This is a genomic window from Scandinavium sp. (assembly GCF_036271055.1).
Classification (GTDB): domain Bacteria; phylum Pseudomonadota; class Gammaproteobacteria; order Enterobacterales; family Enterobacteriaceae; genus Scandinavium.
This window is the reverse complement of sequence record NZ_DATBBJ010000027.1, coordinates 203050-220618: the sequence shown is the minus strand read 5'-3', so window position 1 is coordinate 220618 and position 17569 is coordinate 203050. Positions and strand designations below refer to the sequence as shown.

The window sequence follows — 17569 nt, the reverse complement described above, 5'->3', positions numbered from 1 at the left end:
CAGAATAGCCACCTTGCTCAACACAGGGGGTGACTGTGAGTTGCTGCCATTTTCAACAGGACGGTGGTTATGATCACCATTCGTGATGTAGCCCGCCACGCGGGTGTTTCCGTCGCGACCATTTCCCGCGTGCTGAATAACAGTCCGCTTGTCAGTCCTGAAACCCGCGAAGTGGTGATGAAATCCGTTTCGGAATTGGGCTATCGGCCCAACGCCAACGCCCAGGCATTAGCGACGCAGGTCAGCGATACCATCGGTGTGGTGGTGATGGACGTGTCCGATGCGTTTTTTGGCGCGTTGGTGAAAGCCGTCGATACGGTTGCTCAACAGTTCCAGAAAAACGTGCTGATTGGTAACAGCTATCACGAAGCCGAAAAGGAACGAAATGCCATTGAGGTGTTAATACGTCAGCGCTGCAATGCGCTGATTGTGCATTCCAAAGCATTGAGCGACGCAGAAATCAGTGAATTCCTGCAACAGATCCCCGGAATGGTGCTGATCAACCGCATTGTGCCGGGTTACGAACATCGTTGCGTGGGGTTGGATAACGTCAGTGGCGCAATGATGGCGACGCGGATGTTGCTCAATCAAGGGCATACGCGCGTCGGCTATCTGGCGTCCAGTCACCAAATTGAAGATAACCAGATGCGACACGAAGGATGGCTACGGGCGATGAGTGAGCATGGCATCGTCGCGCCGGAATCGTGGATTGGTACAGGTTCCCCGGATTTGCAGGGGGGCGAAGCGGCAATGGTAGAGCTGTTGGGGCGCAATCAGGGGCTGACGGCGGTGTTTGCCTACAACGACAACATGGCGGCGGGTGCATTAACGACGTTAAAAGACAATGGCATTGCGGTGCCGCAGCATCTGTCACTCATTGGTTTCGATGATATTCCCATTGCCCGTTACACCGATCCGCAATTGACGACGGTGCGCTATCCGATCGTTTCCATGGCTAAACTGGCAACAGAGCTGGCATTGATGGGGGCCGCGGGGAAACTGGATGCGACAGCAACGCACTGTTTTATGCCGACATTAGTGCGTCGTCATTCGGTGGCAGTGAAGCAATCTGTGGGGTCGATCACTAACTTATAAAGTGCCGTGATGTAACCGCTTTCAATTTGTGAGTAAATTCACAGTATCTTAACATTCGCGTGACTATGATGTCAGCGTTTGTAAGGCTGAAACACTATGTAACGGTGATTAATCACTTTTACTTGTGCATTAGAGCGCTAAGCAATCAATTTTACGCACGTCTGGAGCGTTACCGATCACGGAAGAGGGTTTTTGATAATTTTAACTTCGGCGGTCAGTAACAATTTCATAACGTTGTGCCTGCCGATAAAAAAGCTACCCTGCATAAAAATAACCGGAGATACCATGAATAAGAAGGTGTTAACCCTGTCCGCTGTGATGTCTTGCATGTTGTTCGGCGCTGCTGCTCACGCAGCTGATACCCGTATCGGCGTAACTATCTACAAATACGACGATAACTTCATGTCTGTGGTGCGCAAAGCGATTGAGAAAGACGGCAAAGCGGCCCCTGACGTTCAGCTGCTGATGAATGACTCGCAGAACGACCAGTCAAAACAGAACGACCAGATCGACGTGCTGCTGGCGAAAGGCGTGAAAGCGCTGGCCATCAACCTCGTTGACCCGGCTGCGGCAGGCACCGTAATCGAAAAAGCACGTGGTCAGAACGTGCCGGTGGTGTTCTTCAACAAAGAGCCGTCCCGCAAAGCGCTGGACAGCTATGACAAAGCCTTCTACGTCGGTACTGACTCTAAAGAGTCTGGCGTGATTCAGGGTGACCTGATTGCGAAACACTGGGCAGCAAACCCAAATTGGGATCTGAACAAAGATGGTCAGGTTCAGTTCGTGCTGCTGAAAGGCGAGCCGGGTCACCCGGATGCTGAAGCACGTACCACTTACGTTATCAAAGAGCTGAACGCGAAGGGTCTGAAAACTCAGCAGCTGCAGCTGGATACCGCAATGTGGGATACCGCTCAGGCGAAAGACAAAATGGACGCATGGCTGTCCGGTCCTAACGCTAACAAAATCGAAGTGGTTATCGCCAACAACGATGCGATGGCAATGGGTGCAGTAGAAGCGCTGAAAGCACACAACAAATCCAGCATTCCAGTATTTGGTGTGGATGCGCTGCCAGAAGCATTGGCGCTGGTGAAATCCGGTGCAATGGCCGGGACCGTGCTGAACGATGCGAACAACCAGGCGAAAGCCACCTTCGATCTGGCGAAAAACCTGGCTGATGGCAAAGAAGCTGCAGCGGGCACCAACTGGAAAATCGAAAACAAAGTGGTTCGTGTTCCTTACGTTGGCGTTGATAAAGACAACCTGGATCAGTTCATCGGTAAGTAATATTTCTGGCGCGCTTGCCGCGCCCGTTACGTAGTCAATGAAATATCTCCCGTGCTGGATGGTCAGCACGGGAAAACATTCGCGCAGCCAGGGTTAACTATGGTCAGCAATAAAACAGAATCGTCAGGCGAATTCTTGTTGGAAATGAGTAATATCAACAAGTCATTCCCCGGCGTCAAAGCGCTCGATAATGTTAATTTGAAAGTCCGTCCGCATTCCATTCACGCATTGATGGGAGAGAACGGTGCGGGTAAATCGACATTATTAAAATGTTTGTTTGGGATCTATCAAAAAGATTCCGGTAGTATTATTTTTCAGGGTAAAGAAATAGATTTCCATTCCGCCAAAGAAGCACTGGAAAACGGTATTTCAATGGTGCACCAGGAGTTAAACCTGGTTCTCCAGCGCTCGGTAATGGACAACATGTGGTTGGGGCGTTATCCGACCAAAGGTGTGTTTGTCGATCAAGACAAAATGTACAACGACACCAAAGCGATTTTCGATGAACTGGATATAGATATCGATCCGCGCGCCCGCGTGGGGACGTTATCCGTCTCGCAGATGCAGATGATCGAAATTGCAAAAGCGTTTTCCTATGACGCTAAAATTGTCATTATGGATGAACCGACGTCTTCCTTAACGGAAAAAGAGGTCAATCATCTGTTTAAAATTATCCGTAAGCTGAAAGAACGTGGCTGCGGTATTGTTTATATCTCACACAAAATGGAAGAAATATTCCAGCTGTGCGATGAAATTACCATCCTGCGTGACGGACAGTGGATTGCCACTCAGCCGCTGGAAGGGCTGGATATGGATAAGATCATCTCGATGATGGTCGGCCGTTCATTAACGCAGCGCTTCCCGGAAAAGCACAACACGCCGGGTGAGACCATTCTTGAAGTGCGTAACCTGACGTCGTTGCGCCAGCCGTCGATTCGCGATATCTCCTTTGATCTTCGTAAAGGTGAAATTCTCGGCATCGCGGGTCTGGTAGGGGCTAAACGTACTGATATCGTGGAAACTCTGTTTGGCATCCGCGAAAAATCAGGCGGCACAATTACCCTGCACGGGAAGAAGATTAATAACCACAGCGCCAACGAAGCGATTAACCATGGTTTTGCCCTGGTCACCGAAGAACGTCGTTCTACCGGTATTTACGCGTATCTTGATATCGGCTTTAACTCGCTGATTTCGAATATGAAGAAATACCGTGGCAAAGTCGGCCTGCTGGATAATTCGCGTATGAAAAGCGATACCCAATGGGTTATTGATTCTATGCGTGTAAAAACCCCAGGTCATCGTACGCAGATCGGCTCGCTTTCGGGTGGTAACCAGCAAAAGGTTATTATCGGGCGCTGGTTGCTAACGCAGCCGGAAATTTTAATGCTTGATGAACCGACGCGCGGTATAGACGTAGGGGCCAAGTTTGAAATTTATCAGCTGATTGCGGAGCTTGCCAAAAGAGAGAAGGGGATCATTATTATCTCTTCTGAAATGCCAGAACTGCTGGGGATCACCGACCGAATTCTTGTTATGAGTAATGGTCTGGTTGCCGGTATTGTTGACACTAAAACGACTACGCAGAACGAAATTTTACGTCTTGCGTCTTTGCACCTTTAAGATCAGGGGCTCCTCATGAGTGCGTTAAATAAAAAAAGTTTTCTCACTTATCTGAAAGAGGGCGGTATTTACGTCGTTCTTTTAGTATTACTGGCCATTATTATTTTCCAGGACCCGACATTCCTAAGCCTGCTGAACTTAAGTAACATTCTTACTCAGTCTTCCGTGCGTATTATTATCGCCCTCGGCGTGGCCGGGTTGATTGTGACTCAGGGTACTGACCTTTCCGCTGGTCGTCAGGTGGGTCTGGCTGCGGTTATCGCGGCGACGTTATTACAATCTGTTGATAATGCGAACAAAGTGTTCCCGGATCTGGCGACGCTGCCGATCCCGCTGGTGCTGCTGATTGTCTGTGCTATCGGTGCGGTGATTGGTCTGGTGAACGGGATTATCATCGCTTATCTGAACGTGACGCCGTTTATCACCACGCTCGGTACGATGATTATCGTGTACGGTATCAACTCCCTGTACTACGACTTTGTAGGGGCATCACCGGTATCCGGCTTCGATTCGCACTTCTCGACGTTTACCCAAGGATTTATTGCGCTGGGCACGTTCCGTCTTTCCTACATCACCTTCTATGCGTTAATCGCCACCGGGTTTGTCTGGGTGCTGTGGAACAAAACCCGCTTCGGTAAAAACATCTTCGCTATCGGTGGTAACCCGGATGCGGCCCGCGTATCAGGCGTGAACGTTGCACTGAACTTGCTGATGATTTATGCGCTGTCTGGTGTGTTCTACGCCTTCGGCGGGATGCTGGAAGCAGGGCGTATCGGCTCCGCAACCAACAACCTCGGCTTTATGTACGAACTGGATGCAATCGCCGCCTGCGTAGTCGGCGGGGTGTCATTCAGCGGCGGTGTGGGAACCGTTATTGGCGTAGTGACCGGTGTTATCATCTTCACCGTTATCAACTACGGCCTGACCTACATCGGCGTAAACCCGTACTGGCAGTACATTATCAAGGGCGCGATCATTATCTTCGCCGTTGCGCTTGATTCCCTGAAGTATGCCCGTAAGAAGTAATCTGTCGTGTAGCAGCGATAAAAACCCGCCGTGTGAACGGCGGGTTTTTTGTTTTGAATAGAGTGGTAATAGAGGGACATCCCAAAATATTACGTTGGTAGGTAAAATGATTATTTCATTTATATTTTATTTGCAATTTTTTTAGTATCAATAACTTAGCAAATGAAAAACAACACTTTCTGTGACTCTGAACGCTTTGCCTGTCTGATGTGATTGTTATCACACTCCCTTTGTTTTGCTGCCATTAAACTGCCTGCGTTAAAAGGACACATTATTAATATTAGGGAGTCATAGATGTCAGCCATGCCCTGTAAAATAAATAACGTCTTCCCTGTTTCTGCGTTAGCAATATTTTTATTATCCTATTGCCATCATGCCAATGCCCTTGAATTGAACCTGAAAAATGCATTTGGATCATTGAATGCAGGATACGCCAACTGGAATAGTGGTTTTGAAAATGTTCATCGTGGTGAAGTCTGGAAGTTAACTGCAGACTTTGGCGCTACTTTTGATAAAGCCGAGTTCTATTCCTTTTATGAAAACAATGTCCTTAATCACGATATTGAAGGGCAAAACTATGTCCTGTCGGCACAAACACATATTCGCCTGTTGAGCTCGAATTTCAGCTTTATGGGAAAACTCTATGGTCAGTTCGATAACCAATGGAGCGACGATCTGGATATGTTATATGGGCTCGGCTATCTGGGCTGGAGCGGGAAATCAGGATATTTCAAACCTTATGTCGCATTTCATAACGAATCTTCAGATTATAAATCACAGAGCTTAGGTGGCAAAAGTGCCAGTGGCCGGAATGGTTATGTCGTTGGCTGGACCACAGCTTATTTCTTCTCTCTATGGAAAGAGAATTTTGTTTTATCTGATTGGCACGAATTCGAATTTGACCGCAATGATGCCTACGCTGAACAACAGCATGGATCGAATGGTATAAACGGTGGCCTCACCTTAACCTGGAAATTCTACCCTCATTTGAAAACCAGTATCACCTGGCGTTATTTCGATAATAAACTTGGTTATGACGGTTTTGGTGATCAAATGATTTATATGCTGGGTTATGAATTTTAATATTACGAGGAGAGAGATTATGCAAAAGAAAGTATTGTCTGCCCTGGTCACAGGTCTACTTTGTAGTTCATCTTTTTTACACGCTAGCCAATCAATGAGTGCAGAATTGCAAGGTACGGCTAAGCAAGCGAATGTGATTGTGATTATGGCCGACGATCTTGGCTATGGTGATCTTGGTAGTTATGGACACCCCATTGTACAAACCCCCAATCTTGATGCTTTGGCAAATGAAGGGATGCGATTTACCCAATATTACGCTCCCTCACCCCTTTGTTCACCTTCCCGTGCAGGCTTTCTCACAGGCCGTTCTCCATTCAGAACAGGGATCCGGTCGTGGATCCCGATGGGCAAGAATGTTGCCTTAGGTCGAAATGAAAAGACCATCGCAAACTATTTGAAAGATCAAGGTTATGACACCGCGATGATGGGTAAACTTCATCTCAACGCAGGTGCGGACAGGACCGATCAGCCTCAGGCAAAAGATATGGGGTTCGATTATTCGCTGGTCAACGCGGCAGGCTTCGTCACCAGCGATCTGGATAAGGCCAAAGAAAGGCCACGCTATGGGGTTGTCTATCCCAATGGTTTTTACCGCAACGGCCAACCTATTGGTACGGTGAAAAAATACAGCGGTGAGTTAGTCAGTGATGAAGCGCTACATTGGCTTTCAGAGCGTAAAGACAATAACCCATTCTTTATGTATGTCGCATTTACCGAAGTGCATACGCCTTTGGCTTCACCCAAAAAATATCTCGATCTGTATGAAAAATATATGAGCGAGTATGAGAAAAAAAATCAAACGCTGTTTTATGCCGATTGGGCGGATAAGCCCTGGCGTGGCACAGGAGAGTACTACGCAAACATCAGTTTCCTTGATGAACAGGTGGGTAAAATCCTGAAAAAAGTCAAAGAAATGGGGCAGGAAGATAATACTATTATCTTGTTCACCAGTGATAATGGCCCCGTAACGCGTGAAGCCAGAAAATGGTATGAACTCAATATGGCGGGAGAAACGGGCGGACTGCGCGGACGTAAAGATAATTTATGGGATGGCGGGATTCGTGTACCTGCCATTATCAAGTACCCGCATCATATTAAGGCGGGTAGCGTGAGCGATACGCCGGTTACGGGTCTGGATGTTTTGCCGACACTTGCTCAGATGCTTCATTTTCCATTACCCACTGATCGCGTGATTGATGGGGAGTCCATTGAGCCGGTGCTTGAAGGAAAAACAATATCCCGGACTAAACCGCTGATTTGGGCTATCGATATGCCTTATCAGGATGATCCTGTGGATATGTGGGCTATACGAGAAGGCGACTGGAAAATGATTATTGATCGTGAGGGGAACCCTAAATATCTCTATGATATGAAACATGATACTGGAGAAGTTAACAACCTCATCGGTAAAAATCCTGACGTCCGAAAAGTCCTTCGTGCTGATTTTGAGAAATATAAAAATAGTATTGAGCATGACTCTCTGATGTCCGCACGTGGTGAAAAACCAGAACCGGTAGACTGGAATTAATATGAAAAAGAGCTGCCATGTCATGGCTAAGCCAACGGGATCGTTGTGCAATCTTAATTGTGAGTATTGCTTCTATCTCGAAAAGGCACATCTGTATCCTTCTCGTAACACGGTTTGTATGGATGACGAAACGTTGGCGCTCTATGTTCAATATCAGATTGATGCCCAGCCCACTAATGACGTTGTGTTTGCATGGCAAGGTGGGGAGCCGCTGTTAGCGGGTATTGATTTCTATTTGCGTGCTTGCGCATTACAAAAAACACACGCCAGAGGGAAGCGGATTATTAATACTCTGCAAACCAATGGCCTTCTGATTAATGATAAATGGTGTCGTTTTTTCCGTGATAATGATTTCCTGATTGGAATATCAATTGATGGTGATGAAGAATTTCATGACTGCTACAGGAAAACGCAGGCGGGAAGACCGACACATCAACAAGTCATCAAAGCCATCGATAAATTGGTGGAGTACGGAATTGCCTTTAATACGTTAACTGTACTCCACGATGTTAACGTAAAAGATCCGCTGCGACTTTATCAATATCTTAAGAAAATTGGCAGCCGTGATATGCAGTTTATTCCATTGCTGGAACGCGAGGTGGCTGCGGGATGCACGAGCGGTTTTACCTGGGCTCCGCCGGATTTTGAGGCGTCGGCGAGAGTCTCCTCACAGTCAATCACAGCGGAGGATTTCGGGAAGTTTATGAAAACGATCTTCTACCGTTGGGTCAGACATGATATTGGTGAAGTGGGCATCCAGTTTTTTGAACATCTCTTTGCCGTCTGGTGCCAAATGCCCGCGCAAATGTGTATTTTTGCAGAGCAATGTGGAACGGCTCTTGCTTTGGAAATGAACGGGGATATCTATCAGTGCGATCACTATGTTTACCCGCAATACAAAGCAGGTAATATTCACCGTGTAAGCATTGAAGAAATAGTAAACCGGCCAGAAAATGCGGATTTTGCAGCAAACAAAAGCCGGGATTTAGCGCATGAATGCCAGAAGTGCCGATTTAAATTTGCTTGTTTTGGCGGGTGTCCAAAGCACCGTTTTGTTCCGGCGGCAGCGGGCAGTGGAAAAATCAATTATTTTTGTTCCGGCTATCAGTCATTTTTCCACTATGTCGAGCCTTATATGCTGATGATGAAATCGCTTTGGGAGCGTGGAATATCGCCCAGTGAAATCAAAAATCTTCTTGCCTGACTTCCATCTGAGCTGAGGTCCGGATGTTTAAACAGAGGAATGTTAACTGTTGTAAGACCTATGGATGTAAAAATCTGGGCGTGCTTAATAGTCCGTCTTATCAACAGCAAGGACAGCGTGTCCTTTGTCTTGAATGTGGTTTTTATTTTCCGGTGATCGGTGAGCATGCGTTGAATTCGTTTAAAAAACAGGTCAATAAAGGCTATCAAGGGCTTATCTCCCTCTGTCCTGCCTGTGGCGATGGGAAGGCCCTGGTCCGGCATGGTTACACGAGAAATGGCGTGCAAAGAGTCAGGTGTGGTGACTGTCAGGTTACGTTCAGCCAGTATTATTCTGAACCTGCGTCATCACGATTGATAACTCTGGGAGAACATATTCAACGAGGTGAATCATTAACAGCGAATTGCGGCGAGAGAAATTATAACAATACCCGGTTAGGCCGAGATTTGTCGAAAATGGCTTTTCACTGCCGCCTTGTTCAGTCCCAATTCATCCCACTTTCTCATGAAGTTGAATTATCAACTGCGGTATTTTTCCTCAATTTTAATGCTTCGTCTAACCGTCTTTATGTCATTGTCAGCGCAGACAAGAAAAGTAATCGGGTTATTGCGGTTTCAACCAATTATGCCCCTCATGCCAATGAAATTCCTGAGGTGTTTCACTACAACATGGGTGAAGAGGAAGTCTGCAGCGGGAAAAATATGATATTAAGGGTCTTTGCGAAAGATCGCCTGATGAGCCGCCGTAAGCTCTATTTTGACGCTCAGTACGGTGCCGCTCAGGTGAAGAAAAATGACGGTGGTATTATGGTTAAGCCGGTACTGGCGGCTTATCGCCACTTTGAGTTGGTGAAGGACCTTACCGGTCGAGATGTTCTGTCAGTACGCCATTATCTGGAGCATGAGTGTTTTATTTATGGCGGGTGTTTAATGGCAAATGTAGACGGTGTATTGAATGGGAATTGCCATATTTCATTTGTCTATGAACAAGGCGTGAGTAATACGATTAAATCAGGCCGTACAGAAATGTTCACCTCGGATATTATCTGGAATGATGCCTGGTATTATTATTCTCAGCCAAACTACAATTTAGCCGTTTGCAGCCTGACGGGATCTCAGGGGAGGCGACGCGCACTGGACGCAACACTTGAGCCCGCACAATCATTCATTCGCTTTGTTCAGCATCATCCCTATTACCCGAGGCTAACTCACCATTCACCCGCCCGTATAAACGATTTACTTGAGTTTCTGTTGCTTGAATATAACCTTCGTTTCACCAATATGGATGTGCCTTTCCGTACCGGTTGCCTACCTTTGCCGACTCCATTTGCCTGTCATTAAGGCGCGTGCTTGCCGGATGTCTGCAATTCCAGCAATTGATCTGGTGTCACCGCAGGATAACCCTGCGCATCTTCCGGAACTTCATATTGAGAAGGGATGGGCACTAGTGGGCCAAGGAAGCGCGGCTCACGCTTGAACAGATAGAGGTCAGCGAGTGCGCCAAAACGTGCGCCAAATTCACGCACGCGAACGTTCCACATGTCCTTCGGCGACGGCACGGCATAGCATTGTGCCTGAATGCCCATATGCAGAGCGATGAACAGCGCGCGTTCGCAATGAAAGCGTTGGGTGATGATGATAAAGTCGTTGGTGTCGAACACTTTACGGGTCCGGACAATCGAATCCAGTGTGCGGAAACCCGCGTAATCGAGCACGATATCAGCCGGATCAACGCCGCCAGCAATTAAATCTTTCCGCATGGTCATCGGTTCGTTATAGCTTTGCAGCGCATTGTCGCCGCTCAGCAGCAGGTAATTCACCTTGCCACTGTTATAGGCGTTCAGCGCGCCCTGGATGCGGTAGCGATAATACTGATTGATAACCCCGGTGCGATAATACTTGGCGGTGCCGAGCACCACGCCAACCTGGCGGTAGGGTAAATCCTGCAGTTCATCGTAGATATACGGGGCGGTTTTCCAGCTCATCCAGCGGTCGAGTCCGAGTACGGTCAACAGCAGCAGGCCGATCAGGACTAACAGGCTGTATAACACGCGCTTTAACATTGACTTGACTCGATGGCGGAAGAATATTCACTCAGGCTACTGTACCGGCGGGGGAAGAGCAAGAAACAGTAGTTTAATTGGGGGGATTTTCAGCAATGCGGGCCATTTGGCCCGCACAGTGAAATCAGGCTAACAGCACGCGATCGATGTTCTGACAGCCCAGCGCTTTCAGGGTCGCCGCAGTGGCATCCCACTGAATCAGCGGCGCATCGGCGCGTTCTGCCAATATCGCACGCTGAATATCAGGATAGTCGTAGCCGTTGAGACTCAGCAGGTTCAGTGCGCCCTGCAACGGGGGCAGCGTCGGGTTGAACGCGGCGTTCTCGGCATAGCTGCCAGCGAAAATCGTGCCGTCGCATAATTCCAGCGCAACACCTGACGGCGATTGGCTGTACGGCGCATGGCATTTATTCGCGGCTTTAATGGCGGCCTGCGTCAGTTCGTCGCCTTCCAGCGGATAGCCGTGATCCTGCGCATCCATCAGCAGCGTTTTGATGTCCAAATCTTTCGGGCCAAACGCGTCCGGCAGATAATCTTTCAGGGTATGCATCTCACGGCCTGGCAGATTGATTTGCAGTTCAAGACCGCTGTTCAGCTCATTCATAAATTGACGGCAATGGCCGCACGGCGTGTAGTTCACGGTGATTGCTTTCAGCGCTTGTTCACCGCGAAGCCAGGCGTGGCTGATGGCACTTTGTTCTGCGTGAACGGTTTGCTGCATGGTGGCGCCAATAAATTCCATATTACCGCCGAAATACCAGGTTCCGCTCACACCACGGGCGATAGCGCCGACGTTGAAATGCGAGAGATCCGCGCGGGCGCAGGCAGCGGCCAGTGGCAACAGCGCGAAAGCCAGCGCGTCTTCGTCCAGTCCAGTGGCTGATTTCAGCGTGGAGACTTGCCCTGCGCTCAGCATTGCGGGGAAATGCACGTCAGCCAGCATTGGAGCCAGGGCTGATTGCAGTTCTGCACTGAGTTGCGGGAAAGCAGATTGAAAACGTGGATGCATGGCAATGCCTCATTACAGGTTAAGGGATCGTAGTGTACGGACCTGCTACTGTTTGATATGTGACATAGATCTGATTTTCCATGCAACTTATGAAAGTTAAACGAAAATTGTGTGACGCATCGCGTTATCCCACGATCGCCAGAATCACCGGGAACAGGAATGGTGCCAGCAGGGATGTGATGATCCCGCAGATAACCAGCGCCAGAGAGCTGAATGCCCCTTCCTGATAATCGAGTTCTGCACAGCGCGAAGTGCCAAGGGCATGTGACGCAGTCCCCATCGCCAGGCCACGCGCAGCTTTGGTATCAATGCGCATCAGGTTCAATAATGTATGACCAAATACCGCGCCAAGAATACCGACGAAAATCACACACACGGCGCTGATCGCCGGAATGCCGCCGATGCTGCCGCCTACCGCCATTGCAATCGGGGTGGTGACGGATTTCGGTAAAACCGACGCGGCGATTTCAGGCGTCGCCCCCATTAACAGTGCCACGGTCGTGCCGGTGACCATTGCCACCACGCTGCCAATAAAGCAGATAGTGATAATGGATTTCCAGCGGGCGCGGATCTGGTGCAGTTGTTCGTACAGCGGATAGGCGAGCGCCACCACCGCGGGTTGCAGTAAATCATTAAGCACTTTACTGCCCTGGAAATAGTGATCGTAGGGAATACCGGTCAGCAGCAGAATAGGAATGATCACCACCATCGCGACTAACAACGGATTCAGCAGCGGAAATTTAAAGCGAGCGGCAAGTTTACGGGCGGCAAAGAAGACGGCGAGCGTTAACGGCAGAGACCACCAGATATAATGCATCATTTATTATCCGCTCCTTTCTGACCGATCACTTTACGTTCACCGTGTACGATGTGTGAACTCCAGCTGACCACCAGCAGGACAATCAGCGTACTGACAGCACAGGACACCACCACTGGGCCAAACTGCGCGCGTAGCACATCAACATACTGCATCACCCCCACACCAATCGGCACGAACAGCAGCGCCATATAACGGATCAGCACGTAGCAGCCAGGGTTCACCCATTTAGCGGGCAGAATTTGCAGCGCCAACAGCACGAACAGAATAAGCATCCCGATAATACTGCCGGGAATGGTGATCGGTAATAGCGAAGCGAGAAAAATGCCGGCGTACAGACAAGCGTAAATCAGTACGAAAGCACGCAGATACTGCCAGAGGATATTCAGTGTTTTGCTCATGGTCATAGCCCTTGATGAAACGCATTCATCATACAATTAAACCCTGGAATGTGCTACCGGTCACATCATGAATTCTGAGCATACAAATTATTCCTTTTTGGCACCCTGGGCAAACCGCCAAAAAGGAGCAGAAATCTATGGCTTTCAGTGTAGTACACAGGGGGCTTCAAACCGGGCGACAACAACGCTACCATAGCGCCTCTTTTTTCTCCGGATACTGATATGCGTGTTCTGCTGGCGCCGATGGAAGGCGTGCTCGATTCACTGGTGCGTGGGCTTCTCACCGAAGTGAATGATTACGATCTTTGCATCACCGAATTTCTACGGGTGGTGGACCAACTGCTGCCAGTGAAATCGTTCCAGCGCTTGTGCCCGGAGCTGTTAAACCACAGCCGCACATCGTCCGGCACACCGGTGCGCGTTCAATTGTTGGGTCAGCATCCGCAATGGCTCGCGGAAAATGCCGCGCGTGCGGTGGAACTCGGCTCGTGGGGCGTTGATCTCAACTGTGGCTGTCCGTCGAAAGTGGTGAACGGTAGCGGCGGCGGGGCGACGCTGTTAAAAGATCCGGATCTGATATATCGCGGTGCAAAAGCGATGCGTGAAGCCGTGCCCGCGCATTTGCCGGTGACGGTAAAAGTGCGTCTCGGTTGGGACAGCAGCGACCGTCAGTTTGAAATCGCCGATGCCGTTCAGCAGGCGGGTGCTACCGAGCTGGTGGTTCACGGGCGCACCAAAGACGATGGCTATAAAGCCGACCGCATCGACTGGCAGGCGATTGGTGATATTCGCCGTCGGCTGTCGATCCCGGTTATCGCGAACGGCGAAATCTGGGACTGGCAAAGTGCGCAGAATTGCATGGCGGCGACGGGCTGTGATTCGGTGATGATTGGGCGCGGCGCGCTGAACATTCCTAACTTAAGCCGGGTCGTGAAATACAACGAACCGCGCATGCAGTGGGCCGATGTGACCGAACTGCTGCGCAAATACAGCCGCCTCGAAAAGCAGGGCGATACCGGGTTGTATCACGTGGCGCGCATCAAACAGTGGCTCGGCTATCTGCGTAAAGAATATGACGAAGCCACGACGCTCTTCACCACCATCCGCACGTTACAGGATTCCGTTTCCATCGCCGATGCAATTGAGAAATACGCACAGAATCGCTGATATCAACCCGGCTTACGAGCGCTCAACAGAAATAGCATCGGGCGCTCTTTCTCTTCGCTGAGTGCCGGGTTAGCGGCAATTTGGTCGTCGCTCGGCCCCCACTCATCAAGCTGTTCAATCACAAAACCTGCGGCTATTAGCGCGTTAATCCAGGTCGCCAGTTTACGATGTTGTTTCTTGACACCCTCGGCAAACCAGTTGCTGAGGCGTTCGCCTTCCTGCTGATAGTGGTCAACCGGCCAGCATTTTTGCCCATCAACGTGGTTTATCCATCCCTGTTTCAGCGTAGCGGTGTAGATCGGATGCTCGGCAGAAAACACCAGTTTCCCGCCGGGTTTCAGTGCCTGAAACAGCGTGGCAAACAGACCATCAATATTTTGCAGGTAATGCAGCGCCAGCGAACTGTAGGCTAGATCAATATTTTCTGACGGCAGCTTGAGCGTTTCCAGGTCAGCATGTTGATAGTCTATCCCGTTTCCCGTCGTCATCTCACGTGCACGTTCCAGCATCTTTTCGGAGACATCCAGCCCCAAGATATGCGCCGCGCCTTGCTGTTGCGCCCAACGGCAAAACCAGCCGTAGCCACAGCCTAAATCAATAATTTGTTTATCCTGAATATCAGGCAGCAAGCATTGCAACGCAGGCCATTCCGGTGCGCCATCCAGTCCTTTTACCGAGCGATCAAGGGTGGCGTATCCGGCAAAAAATTGCGCATTATCGTAGATGTTTTGGCTCATTCATCCTCCTGAACTGAGCGTCGCTGACCAGGTGATTATACCGATCCTGAAACAATTCTATTTTAAATAAGAATGTGTTCGCGCATTTCATTGTTTATGCAAATACTATGGAGAACATTATCGGGATATGTCTGGCTATTGCTTTTTATCCAGTGCCACGCTTTCCTAAACACCGTCCCGCATTTTCGTAATAAAATGCACCTTCATTCCGAAAACAGACTTCCAATATGAAACGTACTGCACTTGTCGCTGCAATGCTCAGTCTTCCGCTGGCTGCCGTCCTGGCTGGCTGCGCGCCATCTCATGACACTGCCGCGCCTGCAAAACAGCAATTACCGGCTTCCCATGTGGATAATTCTCTGCCTACCGCCTTGCAAAATGGCTGGCCGCAGAGCACCTGGTGGCAGGATTATCACGATCCTCAGTTGAACAATTTAATCACCAACGCATTGAGCAATGCACCTGACATGCAGGTCGCGCAGCAGCGCATCAAACTGGCTGAAGCCCAGGCGCATATGGCGCAATCGCAGCTTGGCCCGGAAGTCGATTTCGGCGCAAACGTTGAACGCCAAAAAATGTCTGCAGAAGGCCTAATGGGGCCGTTTGCGACTGACGATGACGGCATGACCGGGCCGTGGTACACCAACGGAACGATTGGTTTGACCGCCGGTTGGGATCTTGACCTGTGGGGCAAAAACAGGGCGCTGGTGCAATCACGTATCGGGATGGTGAAAGCCAAATCTGCCGAGCTGGCGCAAACCCGTCAGGTACTGGCGAGCGGCGTCGCACGTTTGTACTGGCAGTGGCAGACCGAAGCCGCCATCAAGCAGGTGCTTGAGCAGGTGAAAAACGAGCAGAACAGCATTATTTCTGTCGATAAAGCCCTGTATTCACATGGCATCACTTCTTCTGTGGAAGGCGCTGAAAACGACATCAACGTCAGCAAGACCGATCAGCAGTTGACCGAAGTCGCGGGCAACATGAAAGAGATTGAAGCCCGTCTGATGGCGCTGACCAACAGTCAGAGCAGCGCGTTATCACTGCATCCGGTTGCACTCCCGGCGGTGAAAACGCAGATGCCAGCTTCTCTTGGTTACGAACTGCTGGCCCGTCGCCCTGATCTCCAGGAAGCGAACTGGTACATTCAGTCGTCCATGAGCGAAGTGGATGCGGCGAAAGCAGCGTTCTACCCGGATATCAATATCATGGGCTTCTTGCAACAGGATGCGTTACACCTCAGCGATTTGTTCCGCAGTTCTGCACAGCAGATGGGCGTGACAGCCGGTTTAACGTTGCCAATTTTCGACAGCGGCCGTTTGAATGCCAACCTGGATATTGCCGATGCGCAGCGTGACTTGTCGGTCGCGAACTACAACAAAGCCGTTGTCGATGCGGTGAATCAGGTTGCGAAAACCGCAAGCCAGGTGGAAACGCTGATGGAGAAAAACCAGCAACAGCAGCAGGTGCTGAAAGATTCTGATCGCGTTGTGCAGCAGGCACAGGCGCGTCTGTCTGCCGGTATTCTGTCGGGTTCTCAGGTGAGCCTGGCGAAACTGCCGTCATTGAAGGAACAAATCGGTTCCTTGCGCCTTCAGGGCCAATGGGTGGATGCCAGCATTCAATTGACTTCCGCACTCGGCGGTGGCTACCACTACACCGGAAAATAATCTCCCTCCGGCTTCCTTTCCTATACTTACCTCCTGGGTTAACGCCAGGAGGTACTCATGGCAACAAAAGTCGCGGTCGTCACCGCATCTGATTCCGGCATTGGCAAACAGTGTGCGCTACAACTGGCGCGCAAAGGTTTCACGCTTGGCGTGACGTGGCACTCTGATGAACAGGGCGCGCGGCAAACCGTGCAGGAACTCAATTCATTAGGCTGTCAGGCGCAGGCCATTCAACTCGATTTAAGTCATCTTCCGCACGGCGCGCAGGCGCTCGATACGCTGATTCAACGGCTCGGTCGCATTGATGTGCTCGTCAACAATGCCGGGCGAATGACCAAATCTTCTGTTCTCGATGTCACGCTTGAAGACTGGCGGGCCACATTTTGTGTGGATGTGGAAGGGGCGCTCTTATGTTCACAAATCGCGGCCCGGCACATGATTGAGCAGGGTGAAGGCGGACGGATCATTAATATTACGTCTGTGCATGAACACACGCCGCTACCCCAGGCGAGCGCCTACACCGCCGCCAAACATGCACTCGGTGGGCTGACGAAATCGCTGGCGCTGGAACTGGTTCAGCACAATATATTGGTGAATGCGGTGGCACCCGGTGCTATCGCCACGGCGATGAATAATCTTAAGGACGATGATGTGAAGCCTGGTTCAATGCCCATGATCCCGATGGCAAGACCCGGTAAAACCGAAGAGATCGCCGGGATGGTGGCATGGCTGTGTTCTGAGGATGCCTCGTATGTGACAGGGCAGTCGCTGGTTGTCGACGGCGGGTTTACGCTGGTCAATCCGCAGTATCTGATGTCAAAACAGGGATAGTGTCTTTTGCCCGGCAAGCTTGCGCCGCCGGGCGTTTA

At 50.0% G+C, this 17569-nt stretch carries 16 protein-coding genes; 11 read left to right on the top strand and 5 right to left on the bottom strand.

The window, feature by feature from the left end; genetic code table 11:
• The first annotated feature begins 69 nt into the window (after positions 1 to 69).
• The 8 genes from galS (at position 70) to VH187_RS03945 (ending at position 10180) form a co-directional block, all read left to right on the top strand.
• Positions 70 to 1095 (top strand): HTH-type transcriptional regulator GalS, encoded by a 1026-nt coding sequence (gene galS, locus VH187_RS03980; RefSeq protein ID WP_329700177.1) that lies wholly within the window; start codon positions 70 to 72, stop codon positions 1093 to 1095.
• A 285-nt stretch (positions 1096 to 1380) separates the two neighbouring features.
• On the top strand, positions 1381 to 2379 hold the full coding sequence (gene mglB / locus VH187_RS03975; protein ID WP_329700176.1) for a galactose/glucose ABC transporter substrate-binding protein MglB: 999 nt from the start codon (positions 1381 to 1383) through the stop codon (positions 2377 to 2379).
• A 99-nt stretch (positions 2380 to 2478) separates the two neighbouring features.
• The gene (gene mglA / locus VH187_RS03970; RefSeq protein WP_329700175.1) at positions 2479 to 3999 is read left to right on the top strand and encodes a galactose/methyl galactoside ABC transporter ATP-binding protein MglA; all 1521 of its coding nucleotides are present in this window, start codon (positions 2479 to 2481) and stop codon (positions 3997 to 3999) included.
• Positions 4000 to 4014: 15 nt separating this feature from the next.
• Positions 4015 to 5025, top strand: a complete 1011-nt coding sequence (gene mglC, locus VH187_RS03965) for a galactose/methyl galactoside ABC transporter permease MglC (protein WP_329700174.1) — start codon at positions 4015 to 4017, stop codon at positions 5023 to 5025.
• Positions 5026 to 5319: 294 nt separating this feature from the next.
• Positions 5320 to 6108, top strand: a complete 789-nt coding sequence (locus tag VH187_RS03960; RefSeq protein ID WP_329700173.1) for an outer membrane protein OmpK — start codon at positions 5320 to 5322, stop codon at positions 6106 to 6108.
• A gap of 19 nt (positions 6109 to 6127) precedes the next feature.
• On the top strand, positions 6128 to 7636 hold the full coding sequence (locus tag VH187_RS03955) for a sulfatase family protein (protein WP_329700172.1): 1509 nt from the start codon (positions 6128 to 6130) through the stop codon (positions 7634 to 7636).
• A gap of 1 nt (position 7637) precedes the next feature.
• Positions 7638 to 8840 carry an anaerobic sulfatase maturase gene (locus VH187_RS03950; protein WP_329700171.1) on the top strand — a complete coding sequence of 401 codons (1203 nt, stop codon included), beginning with the start codon at positions 7638 to 7640 and terminating at the stop codon, positions 8838 to 8840.
• A 23-nt stretch (positions 8841 to 8863) separates the two neighbouring features.
• Positions 8864 to 10180 (top strand): IS1/IS1595 family N-terminal zinc-binding domain-containing protein, encoded by a 1317-nt coding sequence (locus VH187_RS03945; RefSeq protein ID WP_329700170.1) that lies wholly within the window; start codon positions 8864 to 8866, stop codon positions 10178 to 10180.
• On the opposite strand, the gene sanA is transcribed toward VH187_RS03945, so the two are convergent.
• The 4 genes from sanA to VH187_RS03925 form a co-directional block, all read right to left on the bottom strand.
• Positions 10177 to 10902 carry an outer membrane permeability protein SanA gene (sanA, locus tag VH187_RS03940; protein WP_329700169.1) on the bottom strand — a complete coding sequence of 242 codons (726 nt, stop codon included), beginning with the start codon at positions 10900 to 10902 and terminating at the stop codon, positions 10177 to 10179. The two genes, VH187_RS03945 and sanA, sit on opposite strands and share 4 nt — an antisense overlap.
• A gap of 124 nt (positions 10903 to 11026) precedes the next feature.
• Positions 11027 to 11911, bottom strand: a complete 885-nt coding sequence (cdd, locus tag VH187_RS03935) for a cytidine deaminase (RefSeq protein WP_329700168.1) — start codon at positions 11909 to 11911, stop codon at positions 11027 to 11029.
• Between the two features lie 124 nt (positions 11912 to 12035).
• Positions 12036 to 12731, bottom strand: a complete 696-nt coding sequence (locus VH187_RS03930; protein WP_329700167.1) for a CidB/LrgB family autolysis modulator — start codon at positions 12729 to 12731, stop codon at positions 12036 to 12038.
• On the bottom strand, positions 12728 to 13129 hold the full coding sequence (locus VH187_RS03925; RefSeq protein WP_329700166.1) for a CidA/LrgA family protein: 402 nt from the start codon (positions 13127 to 13129) through the stop codon (positions 12728 to 12730). The genes VH187_RS03930 and VH187_RS03925 overlap by 4 nt, the downstream gene beginning before the upstream one ends.
• Positions 13130 to 13351: 222 nt before the next feature.
• On the opposite strand from VH187_RS03925, the gene dusC reads away from it, so the two are divergent.
• Entirely contained in the window at positions 13352 to 14296 is a 945-nt protein-coding gene (gene dusC, locus VH187_RS03920; RefSeq protein ID WP_329700165.1) for a tRNA dihydrouridine(16) synthase DusC, read from the top strand.
• A 2-nt stretch (positions 14297 to 14298) separates the two neighbouring features.
• Here dusC and VH187_RS03915 read toward each other — a convergent pair whose 3' ends face one another.
• Positions 14299 to 15033, bottom strand: coding sequence for a class I SAM-dependent methyltransferase (locus tag VH187_RS03915; protein WP_329700164.1), 735 nt, complete (start codon positions 15031 to 15033; stop codon positions 14299 to 14301).
• A gap of 227 nt (positions 15034 to 15260) precedes the next feature.
• On the opposite strand from VH187_RS03915, the gene mdtQ reads away from it, so the two are divergent.
• Positions 15261 to 16700: a multidrug resistance outer membrane protein MdtQ gene (gene mdtQ, locus VH187_RS03910; protein WP_329700163.1), complete on the top strand. Its 1440-nt coding sequence runs from the start codon at positions 15261 to 15263 to the stop codon at positions 16698 to 16700.
• Positions 16701 to 16757: 57 nt separating this feature from the next.
• On the top strand, positions 16758 to 17531 hold the full coding sequence (locus VH187_RS03905; RefSeq protein WP_329700162.1) for an SDR family oxidoreductase: 774 nt from the start codon (positions 16758 to 16760) through the stop codon (positions 17529 to 17531).
• Positions 17532 to 17569 lie beyond the last annotated feature (38 nt).

Bases quoted from the DNA above. Each gene is read 5' to 3' on its own strand.
- galS (WP_329700177.1), top strand. From the start codon at position 70: ATGATCACCATTCGTGATGTAGCCCGCCACGCGGGTGTTTCCGTCGCG.
- mglB (WP_329700176.1), top strand. From the start codon at position 1,381: ATGAATAAGAAGGTGTTAACCCTGTCCGCTGTGATGTCTTGCATGTTG.
- mglA (WP_329700175.1), top strand. From the start codon at position 2,479: ATGGTCAGCAATAAAACAGAATCGTCAGGCGAATTCTTGTTGGAAATG.
- mglC (WP_329700174.1), top strand. From the start codon at position 4,015: ATGAGTGCGTTAAATAAAAAAAGTTTTCTCACTTATCTGAAAGAGGGC.
- VH187_RS03960 (WP_329700173.1), top strand. From the start codon at position 5,320: ATGTCAGCCATGCCCTGTAAAATAAATAACGTCTTCCCTGTTTCTGCG.
- VH187_RS03955 (WP_329700172.1), top strand. From the start codon at position 6,128: ATGCAAAAGAAAGTATTGTCTGCCCTGGTCACAGGTCTACTTTGTAGT.
- VH187_RS03950 (WP_329700171.1), top strand. From the start codon at position 7,638: ATGAAAAAGAGCTGCCATGTCATGGCTAAGCCAACGGGATCGTTGTGC.
- VH187_RS03945 (WP_329700170.1), top strand. From the start codon at position 8,864: ATGTTTAAACAGAGGAATGTTAACTGTTGTAAGACCTATGGATGTAAA.
- sanA (WP_329700169.1), bottom strand. From the start codon at position 10,902: ATGTTAAAGCGCGTGTTATACAGCCTGTTAGTCCTGATCGGCCTGCTG.
- cdd (WP_329700168.1), bottom strand. From the start codon at position 11,911: ATGCATCCACGTTTTCAATCTGCTTTCCCGCAACTCAGTGCAGAACTG.
- VH187_RS03930 (WP_329700167.1), bottom strand. From the start codon at position 12,731: ATGATGCATTATATCTGGTGGTCTCTGCCGTTAACGCTCGCCGTCTTC.
- VH187_RS03925 (WP_329700166.1), bottom strand. From the start codon at position 13,129: ATGAGCAAAACACTGAATATCCTCTGGCAGTATCTGCGTGCTTTCGTA.
- dusC (WP_329700165.1), top strand. From the start codon at position 13,352: ATGCGTGTTCTGCTGGCGCCGATGGAAGGCGTGCTCGATTCACTGGTG.
- VH187_RS03915 (WP_329700164.1), bottom strand. From the start codon at position 15,033: ATGAGCCAAAACATCTACGATAATGCGCAATTTTTTGCCGGATACGCC.
- mdtQ (WP_329700163.1), top strand. From the start codon at position 15,261: ATGAAACGTACTGCACTTGTCGCTGCAATGCTCAGTCTTCCGCTGGCT.
- VH187_RS03905 (WP_329700162.1), top strand. From the start codon at position 16,758: ATGGCAACAAAAGTCGCGGTCGTCACCGCATCTGATTCCGGCATTGGC.